Annotated in this window: 19 protein-coding genes and 1 pseudogene; 1 reads left to right on the forward strand and 19 read right to left on the reverse strand. The window is 53.5% G+C overall.

Annotated elements, in window-relative coordinates; genetic code table 11:
• Positions 1 to 15: 15 nt before the first annotated feature.
• From ruvA to H7U36_RS01080, 3 genes are read right to left on the reverse strand one after another with little or no spacing between them, the layout of a single operon-like run.
• On the reverse strand, positions 16 to 630 hold the full coding sequence (gene ruvA / locus H7U36_RS01070) for a Holliday junction branch migration protein RuvA (protein ID WP_205147560.1): 615 nt from the start codon (positions 628 to 630) through the stop codon (positions 16 to 18).
• Positions 631 to 646: 16 nt separating this feature from the next.
• Positions 647 to 1,141: a Gx transporter family protein gene (locus tag H7U36_RS01075; protein ID WP_205147559.1), complete on the reverse strand. Its 495-nt coding sequence runs from the start codon at positions 1,139 to 1,141 to the stop codon at positions 647 to 649.
• Positions 1,142 to 1,153: 12 nt separating this feature from the next.
• A complete protein-coding gene (locus H7U36_RS01080; protein WP_205147558.1) occupies positions 1,154 to 1,525 on the reverse strand; it encodes a NusG domain II-containing protein in 372 nt (123 codons plus the stop codon).
• Positions 1,526 to 1,710: 185 nt separating this feature from the next.
• On the opposite strand from H7U36_RS01080, the gene H7U36_RS01085 reads away from it, so the two are divergent.
• Positions 1,711 to 2,697, forward strand: coding sequence for an FAD:protein FMN transferase (locus H7U36_RS01085; RefSeq protein ID WP_191428119.1), 987 nt, complete (start codon positions 1,711 to 1,713; stop codon positions 2,695 to 2,697).
• Between the two features lie 87 nt (positions 2,698 to 2,784).
• Here H7U36_RS01085 and H7U36_RS01090 read toward each other — a convergent pair whose 3' ends face one another.
• From H7U36_RS01090 to H7U36_RS01165, 16 genes and pseudogenes are all read right to left on the reverse strand, one after another.
• Complete coding sequence (locus H7U36_RS01090) at positions 2,785 to 3,006, reverse strand: helix-turn-helix transcriptional regulator (RefSeq protein WP_138303164.1); 222 nt, start codon at positions 3,004 to 3,006, stop codon at positions 2,785 to 2,787.
• Entirely contained in the window at positions 3,006 to 3,320 is a 315-nt protein-coding gene (locus H7U36_RS01095) for a DUF6442 family protein (protein WP_205147555.1), read from the reverse strand. Before H7U36_RS01095 ends, H7U36_RS01090 begins: the two co-directional genes overlap by 1 nt.
• Positions 3,321 to 3,455: 135 nt before the next feature.
• A complete protein-coding gene (locus tag H7U36_RS01100) occupies positions 3,456 to 4,082 on the reverse strand; it encodes a hypothetical protein (RefSeq protein WP_205155609.1) in 627 nt (208 codons plus the stop codon).
• 150 nt (positions 4,083 to 4,232) lie between these two features.
• Positions 4,233 to 4,643 (reverse strand): DUF2752 domain-containing protein, encoded by a 411-nt coding sequence (locus H7U36_RS01105; RefSeq protein ID WP_171031515.1) that lies wholly within the window; start codon positions 4,641 to 4,643, stop codon positions 4,233 to 4,235.
• Positions 4,644 to 4,694: 51 nt separating this feature from the next.
• Positions 4,695 to 5,486 (reverse strand): RnfABCDGE type electron transport complex subunit B, encoded by a 792-nt coding sequence (locus H7U36_RS01110; protein ID WP_033125213.1) that lies wholly within the window; start codon positions 5,484 to 5,486, stop codon positions 4,695 to 4,697.
• A 12-nt stretch (positions 5,487 to 5,498) separates the two neighbouring features.
• Complete coding sequence (locus H7U36_RS01115; protein ID WP_033125212.1) at positions 5,499 to 6,074, reverse strand: electron transport complex protein RnfA; 576 nt, start codon at positions 6,072 to 6,074, stop codon at positions 5,499 to 5,501.
• A gap of 11 nt (positions 6,075 to 6,085) precedes the next feature.
• Positions 6,086 to 6,802 carry an electron transport complex subunit RsxE gene (gene rsxE, locus H7U36_RS01120; RefSeq protein ID WP_138303167.1) on the reverse strand — a complete coding sequence of 239 codons (717 nt, stop codon included), beginning with the start codon at positions 6,800 to 6,802 and terminating at the stop codon, positions 6,086 to 6,088.
• A 12-nt stretch (positions 6,803 to 6,814) separates the two neighbouring features.
• Positions 6,815 to 7,399, reverse strand: coding sequence for an RnfABCDGE type electron transport complex subunit G (locus tag H7U36_RS01125; RefSeq protein ID WP_033125210.1), 585 nt, complete (start codon positions 7,397 to 7,399; stop codon positions 6,815 to 6,817).
• A complete protein-coding gene (locus tag H7U36_RS01130) occupies positions 7,399 to 8,352 on the reverse strand; it encodes an RnfABCDGE type electron transport complex subunit D (protein WP_033125209.1) in 954 nt (317 codons plus the stop codon). Before H7U36_RS01130 ends, H7U36_RS01125 begins: the two co-directional genes overlap by 1 nt.
• Before the next feature lie 29 nt (positions 8,353 to 8,381).
• Positions 8,382 to 9,704 carry an electron transport complex subunit RsxC gene (gene rsxC / locus H7U36_RS01135; protein ID WP_033125208.1) on the reverse strand — a complete coding sequence of 441 codons (1,323 nt, stop codon included), beginning with the start codon at positions 9,702 to 9,704 and terminating at the stop codon, positions 8,382 to 8,384.
• A gap of 212 nt (positions 9,705 to 9,916) precedes the next feature.
• Positions 9,917 to 11,017 carry a 30S ribosomal protein S1 gene (rpsA, locus tag H7U36_RS01140; RefSeq protein WP_033125207.1) on the reverse strand — a complete coding sequence of 367 codons (1,101 nt, stop codon included), beginning with the start codon at positions 11,015 to 11,017 and terminating at the stop codon, positions 9,917 to 9,919.
• Positions 10,998 to 11,263: pseudogene (locus H7U36_RS15465) on the reverse strand (4-hydroxy-3-methylbut-2-enyl diphosphate reductase); the annotation flags it as partial. The pseudogene H7U36_RS15465 and the gene rpsA, both read right to left, overlap by 20 nt.
• Before the next feature lie 17 nt (positions 11,264 to 11,280).
• Positions 11,281 to 11,937: a (d)CMP kinase gene (gene cmk / locus H7U36_RS01150; RefSeq protein ID WP_033125206.1), complete on the reverse strand. Its 657-nt coding sequence runs from the start codon at positions 11,935 to 11,937 to the stop codon at positions 11,281 to 11,283.
• Positions 11,938 to 11,995: 58 nt separating this feature from the next.
• Positions 11,996 to 12,421 carry a YcxB family protein gene (locus H7U36_RS01155; protein ID WP_205155610.1) on the reverse strand — a complete coding sequence of 142 codons (426 nt, stop codon included), beginning with the start codon at positions 12,419 to 12,421 and terminating at the stop codon, positions 11,996 to 11,998.
• A 53-nt stretch (positions 12,422 to 12,474) separates the two neighbouring features.
• On the reverse strand, positions 12,475 to 13,704 hold the full coding sequence (locus H7U36_RS01160) for a BaiN/RdsA family NAD(P)/FAD-dependent oxidoreductase (protein ID WP_033125204.1): 1,230 nt from the start codon (positions 13,702 to 13,704) through the stop codon (positions 12,475 to 12,477).
• Positions 13,697 to 14,635: a MurR/RpiR family transcriptional regulator gene (locus tag H7U36_RS01165; RefSeq protein ID WP_033125203.1), complete on the reverse strand. Its 939-nt coding sequence runs from the start codon at positions 14,633 to 14,635 to the stop codon at positions 13,697 to 13,699. The genes H7U36_RS01160 and H7U36_RS01165 overlap by 8 nt, the downstream gene beginning before the upstream one ends.
• Positions 14,636 to 14,695 lie beyond the last annotated feature (60 nt).

Consider the following 14,695-nt stretch of genomic DNA (forward strand, 5'->3'; position numbering starts at 1 on the left):
GTCTTCTACCTGCTTTTAGAACATCATTAATTTCAGCGCCCTCTTCAGCACGTCCTCCACCTGCATGTCCTCTGTGATCTCCACCTGGCGCACTGCCTTCAGGGCATCTGTATTTCCATAGCCCAGAGCCACAAGAGCCTGCACCGCGTCGTTCTGGATGGATCCGGACAGGACAGCGCCGGTTCCGGCCACGCTGTCTGCCTCCTGGGAATGGCCCAGAGCGTCCTCCAGCTTCAGCTTGTCTTTGAGCTCCAGGATCAGCTTCTCAGCGGTCTTCTTTCCGATGCCGGGCGCGGCTGAGATGGCCTTCACATCGCCGGAGAACACAGCAAAGCGCAGCTCATCCGGCGTGAGCTGCGATAGAATGTTCAGTCCTCCCTTGGGGCCGATGCCGCTGACCCCTATGACGAGCCGGAACACCTCCAGATCGTCTCTTGTGAGGAAACCGAACAGCTGCATGCTGTCCTCCTTCACGCTGAAATAGGTGTGGATCTTTACCTGGCTGCCGACAGAGGGAAGCCGGCCTATGGCGCTGCCGGACATGAAGATACCGTACCCGACGCCTCCGGCCTCCACCACGACCCTGTCCTCTTCCACAGCGGCAAGCTCGCCCCGTATATATGAAATCATATCATCTAACTCCTTTTCATTTCAATGTGATGCCTCTCAGCCTCATCAGCATGGCGTCAGCGGCGATGCCGATGACAAGTCCGGTGAGCAGTCCGGCCACGAGAAGGACCGGAATATAGTAGGATACGCTGAAGGTCTGGACGACAAACATGGCTACTATGAGCTGCCCCACGTTGTGCATGACGCCGCCGCCGATGCTGACTCCAAGTATGCTGAAGCCGCCGTTCCTTTTCAGAAGGGCCATGACAGTCAGGCTGAGGAGCGCGCCGGCAAGACTGTAGAGGATGCTGAACAAGTTCCCGAAAATAAATCCAGCCAGGACAACTCTTGTTACAGACAAAAGATAAGCCTCTCTGAGGCTCATCTTGTAAAGTGCGATCACTATGATCAGATTGGCAAGTCCCAGCTTCACTCCGGGGATACCGATCTGAAATGGTATCAGGGACTCCACATAGCTGAAAATCAGTGCCAGCGCTGTGAAGACTCCGAAATAGGCAACTCTCGTCTTCAAGGACAGCACCTCCTAATTCGTGACGGCATCGTATTCGCTCTCCTGCCTGGACTGGATCTCCACGATCACCTTATTTGGCAGACAGATGATGCTCTCGTTGTCCGCGGACACGGCCCTCTGATTCACACAGAGCTGGTCCGGACAATCCGCCTCGATCATCTTGGCCTTTCCGTTCCTGATCCGTAGAATGTTGGTCCCTCCGTTGATGGAGATCTCTCTGTCCTCGCTCAAGGGGTAGGTGCCTTCGATCTCGCCGTTCACGCGGATCACGGCCACACCGCTGCCCGCATCCTTCAGCACCTCGTGGAGAAGCCAGGCTCCCCCCGCCACGAGAAGGATCAGTACGACCAGTATGATATCTTTTATCTTCAGATGTTTTTTCATGATGACTGCTTTCGCTTTCTCTTAAATACTATATCTGCTATTCTACCATATCGTTTTGGGATGTGCAACCACATGTTCGGATGCATGTTCGGGTATGGTAGCAGTTGCGGCCCCTGCCGTGGCTATGGTATAATGATTGCGCAAAAGCGCAATTTGGCGCGATTTTACAGACGAGGTGGAAAATTATGAAATTACGAAAGATACGGTTCCTGGCGGGAGCCGCCGCAGTCTCTGTCTTTTTGGCATCCGGCTGCGCGGCAGTCTCCTCCGGGCCTATGACATACACGGATACCCTTTTTGACAGCGTGATCTCCGTACAGATCTACGACTCAAGAGATCAGGATATTCTGGACGGATGCCAGAAGCTCTGTCAGAAATATGACGTCATGTTCTCCCGGACTAACGGGGAGAGCGAGGTCTCCATGATCAACAGCGCCCAGGGCAACCCGGTGGAGGTGTCCCCGGACACGGCCACCCTGATCAAAAAGGGACTCTACTACGGCAAGCTGTCGAACGGGGCCTTTGACATCACCATCGGCGCTGTGTCCAGTCTGTGGGATTTCAAGTCCGAGGATCCGGCCCCGCCGGACACGGCTGCCATCGCCGCGGCACTGACCCACGTGGACTACAAAAAGGTAGTGGTGGAGGGCAACACCGTCACCCTGCAGGATCCGGCTGCCGCTCTGGATCTGGGCGCCGTTGCCAAGGGATACATAGCCGACAGGCTGAAGGATTACCTGAAGGGGGAAGGTGTCCACCACGCCCTCATCAACCTGGGAGGAAATGTGCTGGCAGTAGGGGACAAGCCGGACGGCTCCCCCTTCCACATCGGCATACAGAAGCCCTTTGACGAGAGCGGTATCCCTCTCACCTCTGTCCGGATCGATGACAAATCCATCGTCACGTCGGGCACCTACCAGCGGTATTTTGAGAAGGACGGCACCCTGTATCACCATATTCTGGATCCGGCTTCCGGGTATCCCTGCAACAACGGCCTGGCCAGCGTGTCCATCATCACGGACTCCTCTCTCACCGCGGATGCACTGAGCACCACCTGCTTTTTGCTGGGGCCGGAGAAAGGGCTGTCCCTTGTCAATCAGCTTGATAATGTGGAGGCTGTGTTCGTGGACATAGACAACCAGATCACCTACTCAAACAATTTCCAGAAATAGAAAAGCCCCTCGTGCGGGGCAGTGAATACAGAAGCTCCCTGTGTGACCGGCATTATCTTTTGCAGCGTCTCTCACACAGGGGGCTTCTCACATCTGCTGCTCGTCAAAATAGAACAGCTCTTCAAACCTCTTATCCAGAGCGATGCATAGAACAAGCGCCAATTTCGCAGTTGGGTTAAACTGCCCTGTCTCAATAGAGCTGATCGTATTGCGGGATACCCCCACCATTTCCGCCAGCGCTGACTGTGACAGCTTTTTTTCTGCCCGCACTTTTCTTATATTGTTTTTCAGTATCAGCTTATCATTCATCAGAACAGCCCCATACAAAATATATAGAAAAAGCAGGCACACAATATCAGCAGCACGATACCGGCTATGAGAGAATGTTTTTGGTTCAGCTTCAGCCCCTCATAGGCGAATCCCAGGCCAGAAGTGCAAAACAGCAGCGATATGATGTCTGCTGGAGACTCTGTCTGGACTATCTTGATGATCATTATGACTGCCCCTAAGACGATCAGCCCCCATAGTGAGAAGGCATCCCTCTTTAGACGCACCTCTCTCTCTCGTTCATCTCCCAGATAATTGTCTCTTTTGGCTCTTAATAAAATTTCCTCTCTATTCATGGATATAGTCTCCTTATGCCAAGTTTTATTGTCATCAAGAAGTATATCATTGCCAAGTTTACTTGTCAATACTGCTTATGAAAAACGGCCAGCTCTGTGGGGACTGACCGTTTCCTGATTACATACTTTCAAAAATTAATATCCGTATGACGGATAGGCTGTAAAGAGAGCCGCTCCGAAGATGACCATCACGATGATGGAGAGTATAATGATCACCAGCTCAATGACGAGAGCCGCGCGGCAGTAGTTTCTCCTGTTGATGTTGCCGTTCTTCCCAAAGGCCCACACAAAGTAGAGGATGATGCCCGCGCAGGGAATCATCAGGGCCAGGATGGTGAGCACCCAGTCACCCATAGACATGGGGCTTGTGTCCATACCGCCGTACTGCTGCGGGTTGTAGCCGTTTCCGCCGTACTGCTGATTGTAGTTCTGATTATAGTTTGAGTTGTAGTTCTGGTTGTAATTCTGATTATAGCTCTGGCCGTTCTGGTTATAATTCTGGCTGTAATTGTAGTTTTGGTACTGATACTGGCTCTGATCCTGGTACTGGGTCTGCCCATTCTGATTATAGTACCCGCTCTGTCCCTGGCTGCCAGCGCCCTCCGTGCCGCCCGCACCGTTATAGTCTGTGCTGCTGTAGCCTGCATTTGGGTCTGTGTACTGCTGCTCCGGCTGGCTCTGAGAGTTTCCGGCGCCGTCTCCGCTCCCGGAGTATGTATAGTCCTGTCCGTTGTCCGGCTGATTGTTGTAGTTATTATCCATTTGTTCATCCTCCTTGAGAAATATAACAATCTGCGGTTATTTTACCATGGCCATTGAGCGGCCATGGGCCTTCGGCAGATGCGCAGCGGATTTCTGCGGTTCCGCAGAAACCGCTCTATGCGCAGGTAAAATAACCACGTTGCGGTTATTTTACCATAATTGTCTGTAAATGACAATCTTTTGGAGGAGATTATCTGAATGATATAGGTAGGGCGCCCTGTCCGGGAAATACCTGTACATGGACACAGCGTAGAAGACAACCATCCCGCAGATGAGGACAGCGCCTGCCCACTTGAGCCACACGGAGAGTCGCCTCCTGCGGCAGAAGTATCTCTGCACAGCGGCGGCAGCCAGCCACAGCAGAATCGGGTAGATAAAAGGCTGCAGCTCCCAGGCATCCGCAAAGCGGAGGGTGAGGACACTGATCCCCGCCCTGGTCAGGCCGCAGGCCGGACAGGGGAAACCTGTCAGACAGGCCACAGGACAGATGCTGCCGAACAGGACATAGAGAAACAGAAAACAGGCGATTATCGAAATAACCGCCCATTTTACATTCCTCATATCCGCCCAGAAAATTTTTATACTGGATCTGATATGTCTTATCATAAATTTTTACAGTATCACTTTCTTCGGACACTTCTCTGCGCACTTTCCGCAGTTTGTACACTTGGAAGGATCGATGTGGGCGATGTTGTCTGTCACCTTGACTGCGTCAAACTCGCAGACTCTCTCGCACATCTTACATCCGATACATCCGACGGAGCACACGGACATGACATCCTTGCCCTTGTCTCTGGAGCTGCACTGCACAAGATGCTTCTGCTCGTAGGGCACAAGCTCGATCAGATGGCGCGGGCAGACAGCCACGCACTTGCCGCAGGCCTTGCAGGCATCCTTGTCCACTACAGCCACGCCGTCCACAACGTGGATGGCGTCAAAGGGACATGCCTGCACGCAGGAGCCCTCTCCCAGACAGCCGAAGGTACAGGCCTTGGGGCCGCCGTTCTGCATCATGTTGATCATGACGCAGTCGTGTAATCCGTTGTAGTTGTATGTCTGCTTTGCCACCTCACAGGTGCCGGCGCATTTGACGAAGGCCACTTCACGAACCTGCTCTCCTGCCTCGACGCCCATGATCTCGCCTACCTTTGCTGCCACCGGAGCGCCGCCCACAGGGCAGGCGTTTACCGGAGCCTCTCCCTTGGAGATGGCCGCCGCCAGTCCGGAGCATCCCGGGTAACCGCAGCCGCCACAGTTGTTGCCCGGCAGCACGCCCAGGATCTGCTCTTCTTTCTCATCAACTTCTACTGCAAACTGCTTGTCCGCAAGTCCGAGGAAAATACCGATGAATAACCCAGTACCGCCTACAATGACTGCAGCCAAGATAATTCCTGTCATACTCATTTTCTTTTCCTCCTATATCAGTCCGGAGAACCCGAAGAATGCGATCGCCATCAGTGTGGATGTGAGAAGGACAATCGGCATCCCCTTAAAGGACTCCGGAATATCATTGTATTCCATTTTCTCTCTGATACCAGCCAGCAGAACGATGGCGATCAGATAGCCGACGCCAGTTGCGAAGCCGTTTACAACACCCTCCAGGATGTTGTAGCCATCCTGCACGTTGTTCAGGGCAACGCCCAGCACGGCGCAGTTGGTCGTGATCAGGGGCAGATAAACGCCCAGCGCATTGTAGAGGGAGGGGACGAACTTTTTAAGGAACATCTCCACGATCTGCACAAGCGCCGCGATGACCAGGATGAACACGATCGTGTTCAGATAGTCAAAGCCCAGCGGATGAAGGATGAACTGGTATAAAAGGCCTGCCACCAAGGAGGCCAGTGTGATAACAAAGATAACGGCTCCGCCCATGCCGACAGCTGTCTCCGTCTTCTTGGAGACACCGAGGAAGGAACAGATACCGAGGAACTGGCTGAGCACCACGTTGCTCACGAGCGCAGAGCCAACTGCAATTAAAATCAAATCTCCCATGGTTTTCCCTCCTATTCTTTATCTTTTCCGGCTGCTGAAGGACATCCGCCGCATGTAGCGCAGTCCGCGCCGCAGCCTGACTGGATCTTGGATGCGTCCTTGCCCTTCTTCTCCATGTTGATCTTCACCTTGTTCTGGAGAGCGGCAAGACCTGCAAGAACGAGGAACGCGCCCGGAGCAAGGATGAAGATGGTAATGGGTGTATAGCCCGCTTTTCCTGTAGCCGCGTCAGCCAGAGGAAGAAGCTGGTATCCAAAAATCTGTCCGGCGCCCAGGATCTCACGGACGATACCGATGGCGATCAGGGCCACTGTAAATCCAAGTCCCATTCCCAGTCCGTCAAAGATAGAGGGAAGCACTTTATTCTTGGAGGCATAGCTCTCAGCGCGGCCCAGGATGATACAGTTTACAACGATCAGAGGAATATAAATTCCAAGTGAATCATAGAGGGCAGGCGTAAAGCCTTCCATCATAAAGTCAACAACTGTTACAAAGGATGCCACGACTACGATAAACGCAGGCATACGGACAGAGTCCGGTATGATCTTTCGCAGCATGGAGATCAGCATGTTGGACATGACAAGCACGAATGTCGTGGAAAGCCCCATGCCGATACCGTTTGTCGCTGAGGTTGTGACAGCAAGTGTGGGACACATGCCGAGCATCAGGACAAAGATAGGATTTTCATCAATAAGACCATTTTTCAGTCTCTCGCCACATTCATTCATCTCAACTACCTCCTAAAACTCATTCTGGAAGTAACCAAGTGCCGCGTTCACCGCACCTGTCACTGCCCTTGATGTAATGGTGGCGCCGCTGATGGCATCGATTGGCTCGCCTTCGCCGCCGTCTTTAGATACATAGAAATGGTCTGTCTGTACACCTACATACTGGCCGTAGAAGGACTCGTTCTGGGCGTTCATTCCAAGACCCGCGGTCTCGCTGATGGACAGGAAGGAAATACCGCTCACCGTGCCGTCCGCTGTGATGCCCACAACAACCTGAATGTCGCCGCCGTATCCCTCGCTGTCTGTGGCAGTGATAACATAGCCGGTGTCGCCGCCGTCCACTGTGCAGACCTCATCGATGGTGGCGTCAATGCCAAGATCAGCGATCACCTGATCCGCCACATCGGTGTCCACATCCGTCTCCTCAAAGGCAGTAAGGTCCGCGTCCGGGAACACAGCCTGCCAGGCCTCTCTCTTGGCATTCTCTTCAGACTGGGCAATGGGATCCTTTGTGACCTCATAGGCCAGTCCCAGAAGAAGTCCGGAAACCAATGTAATTACTGTAAGGATAATTGTATTTTTTATGATCTTGTTCATTATTTCTCTCCTCCTTTGCCAAACGGTTTTGGAAGAGTAACCTTCTCGATCAGCGGAACCAGAAGGTTACTGATGATGATGGCGTAGGAGACGCCCTCAGCAGACCCGCCGAAAATACGGAACAGGCCGGTCAGAACGCCGAGGCAGATGCCGTACAGGTACTGTCCCTTCTTCGTGATGGGGGAGGTGACGTAGTCTGTCGCCATGAACCAGGCGCCCAGCATAAGGCCACCGCCGCACAGGTGGGCTGTCAGGTAGGTGGGATCGAAAAATCCGATCTCCGGATGTGCCACATGGCCGAAAATTCCCACAAAGATCACGAAGGTTACAATGTATGTACCCGGGATGCGCAGATCGATGACTCCCATCAGAATCAGGAAGATCGCACCGATGACGATGGCGATCACGGATGTCTCACCGATGGTTCCCGGAATGGTTCCAATGAGCATGTCCATGGTGTTCACCTGATCCAGCGCCCCGCTCTTTACATAGGAAAGGGGAGTCGGACCTGTGATGCCGTCATAGACGAAGCTTGTCATGGGACCTGTGAAGGAAAGCAGAAGGAAACATCTGGCTCCCAGAGCAGGGTTCATGAAGTTCTGTCCCAGTCCTCCGAAAAGCTGCTTTACGATCAGGATTGCAAATACGCTTCCCAGGGCGCCCATCCACCAGGGGGCTGTGGGCGGCATATTCAATCCAAGGAGCATACCAGTGACAACCGCACTGAAGTCTCCCACTGTGACCTTTTTATGCATCAGTTTCTCATAGATAAATTCTGTAAGCACAGAAGCCGCCGTTGTGCTGACCATCATGATCAGGGCGGGCAGTCCAAAGTTGTACACTCCGAAGAAGGTTGCCGGGAGCAGCGCAATGACTACCATGAGCATGATATTGCCGGAGGTCACCTTGGAACGTATATGTGGTGAAGATGAAATATTAAATGAATTCTCCACGTTTGTTCACCTCTTCCTCTCTAAAATCTTTATTTCTTTTTCTTGCGGTTCGCAAGTGCGATCTTTCTCATAGAACCAATAGACTGCTTCAGCTGGCGCTTTGCAGGACATACATAGCTGCAGCATCCGCACTCCACGCACTCCAGCCCGTTCAGCTTTGTGAACTGCTCCTCATCGTGGTGCTCCGCGTAGTCTGCCAGTCTGGAGGGGATGAGCCTGCTTGGACAGGCGTCTACGCATCTTCCGCAGTTGATACATGCTGTTGGTTCAAATTCTGCCACCGCGTCTCTGGAAAGACAGAGAATGGAGGAAGAAGTCTTTGTGACAGGAGTGTCCAGTGTGAACATGGCAAATCCCATCATGGGGCCGCCTGAGATCACCTTCTTGGGCTCTCCCTTAAATCCGCCGGCTGCCTCCACAAGCTCCGCCTGGTTTGTGCCAAACAGGACCTTGAAGTTGCCCGGCTCGTTCACAGCGTCTCCGCTGACTGTCACAATGCGCTCCATGGAGGGAAGTCCCTTCACGACAGCCTGGTAAATATTGATCATGGTCTCCACGTTGTCCACAACGCAGCCCGCGTCGGCCGGGAGCATAGAGGAATTGATCGCCCTTCCCGTGGTGGCGTAGATGAGCTGGCGCTCAGCGCCCTGCGGATACTTTGTCTTCAGCGCCATCACTTCCATGCGGGGCTCGTCCTTCACAAGCTCCTTTAATTTGGCGATGCAGTCCGGCTTGTTGTCCTCCACCGCGAAAATACCTTTTGCGTTGTCAAACAGTGAAAGAACCACCTTCATGCCGCCCACGAGCAGCTCCGGTGTTTCCATCATTCTGCGGTAGTCCGCTGTTATGTATGGTTCACATTCCGCACAGTTCGCGATCACATAGTCGATCTTCTCCGGCTCCTTCGGTGAGAGCTTCACTCTTGTGGGGAAGCCTGCGCCTCCCATACCTACAACTCCGGCCTCACCGATGGCGTTTAGGATCTCTTCCTTGGTCATATCGGCCAGAGGCTTTACGGGAGCGTACTCAACCTCCTCGTACTCGCCGTCGTTCTCAACGACAATGCAGTTTACCTTGGCCCCTGTGGGGTTGAAATGGGGCTCGATCGCCTTGACTGTACCAGAGACAGAGGCGTAGATGGGGGCAGATACAAATCCGCCGGCCTCCGCGATCTTCTGCCCTTTTAATACATGATCGCCCACTACAACGATGGGAGAAGCCGGGGCGCCAATATGCTGAGAAAGCGGATAAACCAGGTTTCCCTTTGGCTTAACTTCGACAATAGCCTTGTCTTTTGCCAGGCTCTTGCCATCATCCGGGTGGATACCACCCTTAAATGTCAACAATGCCATCTCTTTTTTCCTTCCTTCCTACTATAATCTGTATATACTATACAAGAAAAAACCGGTTTCTTCTAGGTTTTCCGGCGTTTTTTTTGTATATTTCGAAGTACATCTTGTCGCATTTTTAACAATGCTTCACACGAAAAGAAAGAGACTATAACATAGTCTCCATCTTTTAATTCGCTATATAATTTCAAAAGAAATGATATGTCCGGATATATCTATTCCTCTTCAGCCTCTGCCTCAGCCGGAGCCTCCTCAGCCTGCTGTGCGTTCTCGAGAGCCTTCATGCTCAGGCTGATCTTCTTCTCCTCCTCGTTGAGGTCCACGATCTTGGCTGTGATCTCCTGTCCCACTGTCAGGACATCAGACGGCTTGTCGACATGCGCTCTGGAAATCTGTGACACGTGAAGCAGCGCGTCCACACCCGGAGCCAGCTCCACAAAAGCGCCAAAGTCTGTCATGCGGGCAACCCTGCCTGTAATGATCTTTCCTACAGCGTAGTCCTCTGCCGCGTTGGCCCAGGGATTTGTCTCCGGGAACTTCAGGCTGAGGGCAATCTTTGTGTCGTGGATATCCTTTACGAGAACAGTCACCTTCTCGCCAACCTGGAATACCTTCTTCGGGTTCTCCACTCTGCCCCAGGACATCTCGGAGATGTGGAGAAGTCCGTCCACACCGCCCAGATCGATAAAGGCGCCGAAATCTGTCACATTTTTCACAGTACCTTCGATCCTGTCGCCGACCTGTAGCTTCTCGAAAAGTTCCTTCTGCTTCTCTGCCTTTCTGGCAACAAGGAGCTGTCTTCTGTCGCCGATAATGCGGTTTCTTCTCGGATTGAACTCGCTGATGACGAACTCAATCTCCTGATCCTGATATTTGCTCAGGTCTTTCTCATAGGTGTCGGAAACCAGGCTTGCAGGGATAAATACTCTGGCTTCGTCGATCACAACGGAAAGTCCGCCTCCCAGGATCTGAGTAACAGGAGCCTTCAGCACTTCCTTGTTCTCAAATGCCTCTCTGAGACGCTCGTTTCCCTTCTCGGCCGCAAGCCGTTTATAAGTGAGCAGCACCTGACCTTCTCCGTCATTTACTTTTAACACCTTTGCTGTCATGGTATCGCCAGGGGACACAATGGTAGTCAGATCCACGTTCGGCTCGTTTGTGTACTCGCTTCTCGTAATGATGCCATCTGCCTTGTAACCTATATTTAAAATGATCTCATCAGGCTTTACGTCGATGACTGTACCATCTACCACTTCCCCGTTCCGTATTGTCTTAAAAGACTCTTCCAACATCTGTTCAAAAGTTAATTCTGACATTATTTTGAACCTCCTCAATTATTTTATTGGGCGTGGATGCCCCTGCTGTAATACCTACTGTTTCCACGGACCTTAATTGATTCATATCAAAATCGTCAAGTGTCTGTATGTAGTACGTATTGTTACATGCATGATCTGCGCGCTGTCTGCAGTGCGGCAAATCGTATCTAAAACATTTATATCATACCCCTTTTTCGAGATAATTTCAACTAAATCTTTGATTTTATTGTAATTATATGTCGTTTCAAAGTCCCGGCGGGGCTCTAGCGGCAGAGAGCCAGGATGGCGTCCGCCACCTGCCTGATGGTCATGTCCGAGCTGTCCACCAGCACCGCGTCCTCAGCCTGGCGCAGAGGAGAGATCTCCCGGTTCATATCCCGGCTGTCCCGCTCGATGATGTCCTGCTCGATCTGCTCCAGATCGCAGGGGACTCCCCTGGCGGTCAGCTCGTCATATCTTCTCTTCGCCCGGGTCCGGCTGCTGGCTGTCAGGTAGACTTTCACATCCGCGTCCGGCAGGACGCAGGTGCCGATGTCCCGGCCGTCCATGACCACGTTCTGCCTGCGGGCCAGATCCCGCTGCAGGGAGAGAAGCTTCTCTCTCACCTCCGGGATGGCAGAGCTTTTTGAAGCCATATTGCCCACTTCCTCCCGGCGCAGCTGGGAGGTGATATTTTCGCCGTTCAGATAGACCTGCTGCTGTCCCTCCTCATAGCCGATGGAAACCTGGGCGTCCCGGCAGGCCTCCTTGATCTTCTCCGTGTCCTCCGGCTGTATGCCCTTCTTCAGGAAGTGGACCGCCAGCCCCCTGTACATGGCTCCTGTATCCACGTAGATAAATCCCTTCTCTTTGGCCACAAGCCGGGCGATGGTGCTCTTTCCCGCCCCCGCCGGACCGTCGATCGCTATACTGTAACCCATATCTTTGCTCCTTGTCCTGTATATTTTTTCGCCGCATGTTGGCTGTCCGCTTCCGCTTTTAGAGATGTCTGATACTGCCGCCTGCCTTTGTGCATTTTTTCAGGAGAAATTCCTTCAGATCCGCAAGGCTCTTCCCCTTTACGCTCCCTTTTTTCAGAGCGATAAAGCCCTCCTTCTTCCGCTTTTTGTCCGCCACCAGCGCAAGAGTGGTATCGGTCTCGCAGATGCACTCGATCTCCCCGTAGGAGAATTCCTGGGTGACATCCCCTGTCACGCAGGTGAAGCTGTCCTCGTAGAAGCTGACCTTCACAAGGCGCTCCTTCCGGCTGATCTTCTTCAGCTCTGCCCACCGCTTCTTGGCGCCCTCGTAAGCCCTTGTCTTGATGTCCTGGATCTTGAAGGGCCCCCAGGCCTTTGAGTTCCTGTATTTGTAGAGGGCTGTGTACATCTCGTTTACGATCTTAAAAGACTCGCTGTATTCCATATAATATACTGGTTCCATAATATCATTCCTTTTCCTGTAAAAATTCTTTCCTGCTAGGGAATGCTGCTCCCCGCCAGATAGGCGGTGGACCAGGCGATCTGGAGGTTAAAGCCTCCCGTCACCGCGTCCAGATCCAGAACTTCACCGGCAAAATAGAGTCCCTTTATCTTTTTCGACTCCATAGTGGCCGGGTCTATCTCCCGCACCGAGACGCCGCCCTTTGTGATGATGGCCTCGCTCCAGCTCCGCAGGGACACGGCCGTCACGGTCAGATCCTTCAGAAGGCTGACCAGCCCTCTTCTCTCCTCCCTGGAGATGTCGTGGATCTTCTTTTCCGGGGAAATGCCTGACAGCCCCACCACCACGGGGATCAGCTTGGCGGGGAGAAGCTTTCCGAGAGAATTTTTGAACTGCCTGTTCTTCTGCTCTCCGAAATCCCGCAGGATCCTCTGATCCAGCTGCTCCGGGGTCAGAGCCGGCTTCAGATCGATGTGGAAGGAGAGCGGCCCCTTCTCAAGCCGCGGCCCTACCTCGCTGGTAGCGCTAAGTACCACCGGGCCGCTGAGACCGAAATGGGTGAACAGCATTTCCCCGAAATCCCGGTACAGCTCCTTCTTCCCGTCCTTTACCGTCAGCTCTATGTTTCTCAGGGACAGGCCCATCAGGTCTCCCACCCACTTCTCTTTCGCCTCCACCGGCACGAGGGAGGGAACAAGATCCGTGACGCTGTGGCCTGCCTCCCGGGCAAACCGGTAGCCGTCCCCGGTGGAGCCGGTCAGGGGATAGGAAAAGCCTCCGGTGGCGACGATGCAGGCGTCTCCTGTCTCCCGGGTGCCGTCCCCCAGGAGAAGGCCGGCTATCCTTCCCTCCTCTGTCAGAAGCTCCCTCACCTCTGTCCCCAGGTGGAGCCTGACTCCCCATTTGCTCATCTGCCGCTCCAGAGTGCGGATCACATCTGAGGAGTGGTCAGAGGCGGGGAAGACACGACCCCCTCGCTCCGTCTTTACAGGCATACCATTGTCCTGGAAAAAGCGGATCACATCCTGGTTTGTGTGGGTGTAAAAGCTGCTGTAGAGAAATTTCCGATTGCTTTTGACCGCCTGGAGCAGTTCCTCTGTGTCGCAGTCGTTTGTCAGGTTGCAGCGCCCTTTTCCCGTGATAAAAAGCTTTCTGCCGGCTTTGTCATTTTTCTCAAAGACGTGGACCTGATGTCCCGCCCGGGCAGCTGTCACAGCCGCGTACATGCCGGCGGCGCCGGCGCCGATAATCAGAACCTTACTCATCTGCCTCCCCTTTGCCTTCCTTTCTTCCGGGCGTGGAGAGCTCCACCTTGTCGCTCACCTTGTCCAGTTCGTCCCCGCTGTAGACCTGGTACTCGTCCCAGATCTCCTCCAGCATCTCCAGGGTGGAGACCACCTCTTTTTGCTTCTTCATGCACAGGGCTACCACCAGGGCGTTGACAACGCTTAAGGGGGCTACCAGGGAGTCCACGATGGAGGCCATGTCGCTCCTGGCGATCAGGTTGCAGGAGGAGTAGAGGTTCATGGGGGAGTGGATGCTGTCTGTCAGGGTGATGACCTTCGCCTTCCTGTTGCTGGCGAATTCCAGCGCCTTCAGGGTGCGCATGGAGTACCGCGGGAAACTGATGCCGATGATCACATCCTCCTCGCCGATGCGCAGGAGCTGCTCGAAGATCTCGCTGGAGCTGTTGGTGCTCACAGGGGTCACATCCTCGCAGAGCAGATTGAGGTAAAAGCTCAGGAAGCTGGCCAGGGGCGCGCAGCTCCTGATTCCCACCACATACACCTTCCTGGCCTTCAGGATAGTCTCCACCGCCAGCTCGAAGGCCTCATGGTCAATGTTCTCCATGGTGAGCTTGATCTTCTCAATGTCCGACTGAAGGACAGATTCCAGGATCTCCCCCTGGGTGATACGCCCGTAAGTCACCTCCATGCGCTGGATGGAATTCAGCCGGGTGCGCACCATCTCCTCCAGCGCCTTCTGGAAGGCCGGGTAGCCGGAATAGCCCAAAGCGGTGGCAAAGCGGACCACTGTGGACTCGCTGACCCCCACCACCTCGCCCATCTTCGCCGCTGTGAGGAATGCGGCCTTGTCATAGTCTCTGCGGATGTAGTCAGCCAGCTTTTTCTGCCCCTTGCTGAACCTCGCGTATCCGTCATCAATTTTCTGCAGTAATTCGTTGTTTGTTCCCATTTTACAGGTCCCTTTTCTTTATAGTCACAAGAGGACAAAGAACCCCCGGTTCCTGCCCTC

The organism is Faecalicatena fissicatena, assembly GCF_016900595.1.
Taxonomy (GTDB): Bacteria; Bacillota; Clostridia; order Lachnospirales; family Lachnospiraceae; genus Claveliimonas; species Claveliimonas intestinigallinarum.

Excerpts from the sequence above, each read along its gene's own strand:
- H7U36_RS01100 (WP_205155609.1), bottom strand. The coding sequence starts at position 4,082 with ATGGATAATAACTACAACAATCAGCCGGACAACGGACAGGACTATACA.
- H7U36_RS01155 (WP_205155610.1), bottom strand. The coding sequence starts at position 12,421 with ATGGAATACAGCGAGTCTTTTAAGATCGTAAACGAGATGTACACAGCC.
- rsxC (WP_033125208.1), bottom strand. The coding sequence starts at position 9,704 with ATGGCATTGTTGACATTTAAGGGTGGTATCCACCCGGATGATGGCAAG.
- H7U36_RS01110 (WP_033125213.1), bottom strand. The coding sequence starts at position 5,486 with ATGAGTATGACAGGAATTATCTTGGCTGCAGTCATTGTAGGCGGTACT.
- H7U36_RS01080 (WP_205147558.1), bottom strand. The coding sequence starts at position 1,525 with ATGAAAAAACATCTGAAGATAAAAGATATCATACTGGTCGTACTGATC.
- rpsA (WP_033125207.1), bottom strand. The coding sequence starts at position 11,017 with ATGTCAGAATTAACTTTTGAACAGATGTTGGAAGAGTCTTTTAAGACA.
- H7U36_RS01165 (WP_033125203.1), bottom strand. The coding sequence starts at position 14,635 with ATGGGAACAAACAACGAATTACTGCAGAAAATTGATGACGGATACGCG.
- cmk (WP_033125206.1), bottom strand. The coding sequence starts at position 11,937 with ATGGGTTACAGTATAGCGATCGACGGTCCGGCGGGGGCGGGAAAGAGC.
- H7U36_RS01105 (WP_171031515.1), bottom strand. The coding sequence starts at position 4,643 with ATGAGGAATGTAAAATGGGCGGTTATTTCGATAATCGCCTGTTTTCTG.
- H7U36_RS01125 (WP_033125210.1), bottom strand. The coding sequence starts at position 7,399 with ATGAACAAGATCATAAAAAATACAATTATCCTTACAGTAATTACATTG.
- H7U36_RS01095 (WP_205147555.1), bottom strand. The coding sequence starts at position 3,320 with ATGAATAGAGAGGAAATTTTATTAAGAGCCAAAAGAGACAATTATCTG.
- H7U36_RS01160 (WP_033125204.1), bottom strand. The coding sequence starts at position 13,704 with ATGAGTAAGGTTCTGATTATCGGCGCCGGCGCCGCCGGCATGTACGCG.
- ruvA (WP_205147560.1), bottom strand. The coding sequence starts at position 630 with ATGATTTCATATATACGGGGCGAGCTTGCCGCTGTGGAAGAGGACAGG.
- H7U36_RS01085 (WP_191428119.1), top strand. The coding sequence starts at position 1,711 with ATGAAATTACGAAAGATACGGTTCCTGGCGGGAGCCGCCGCAGTCTCT.
- H7U36_RS01090 (WP_138303164.1), bottom strand. The coding sequence starts at position 3,006 with ATGAATGATAAGCTGATACTGAAAAACAATATAAGAAAAGTGCGGGCA.
- H7U36_RS01115 (WP_033125212.1), bottom strand. The coding sequence starts at position 6,074 with ATGGGAGATTTGATTTTAATTGCAGTTGGCTCTGCGCTCGTGAGCAAC.
- rsxE (WP_138303167.1), bottom strand. The coding sequence starts at position 6,802 with ATGAATGAATGTGGCGAGAGACTGAAAAATGGTCTTATTGATGAAAAT.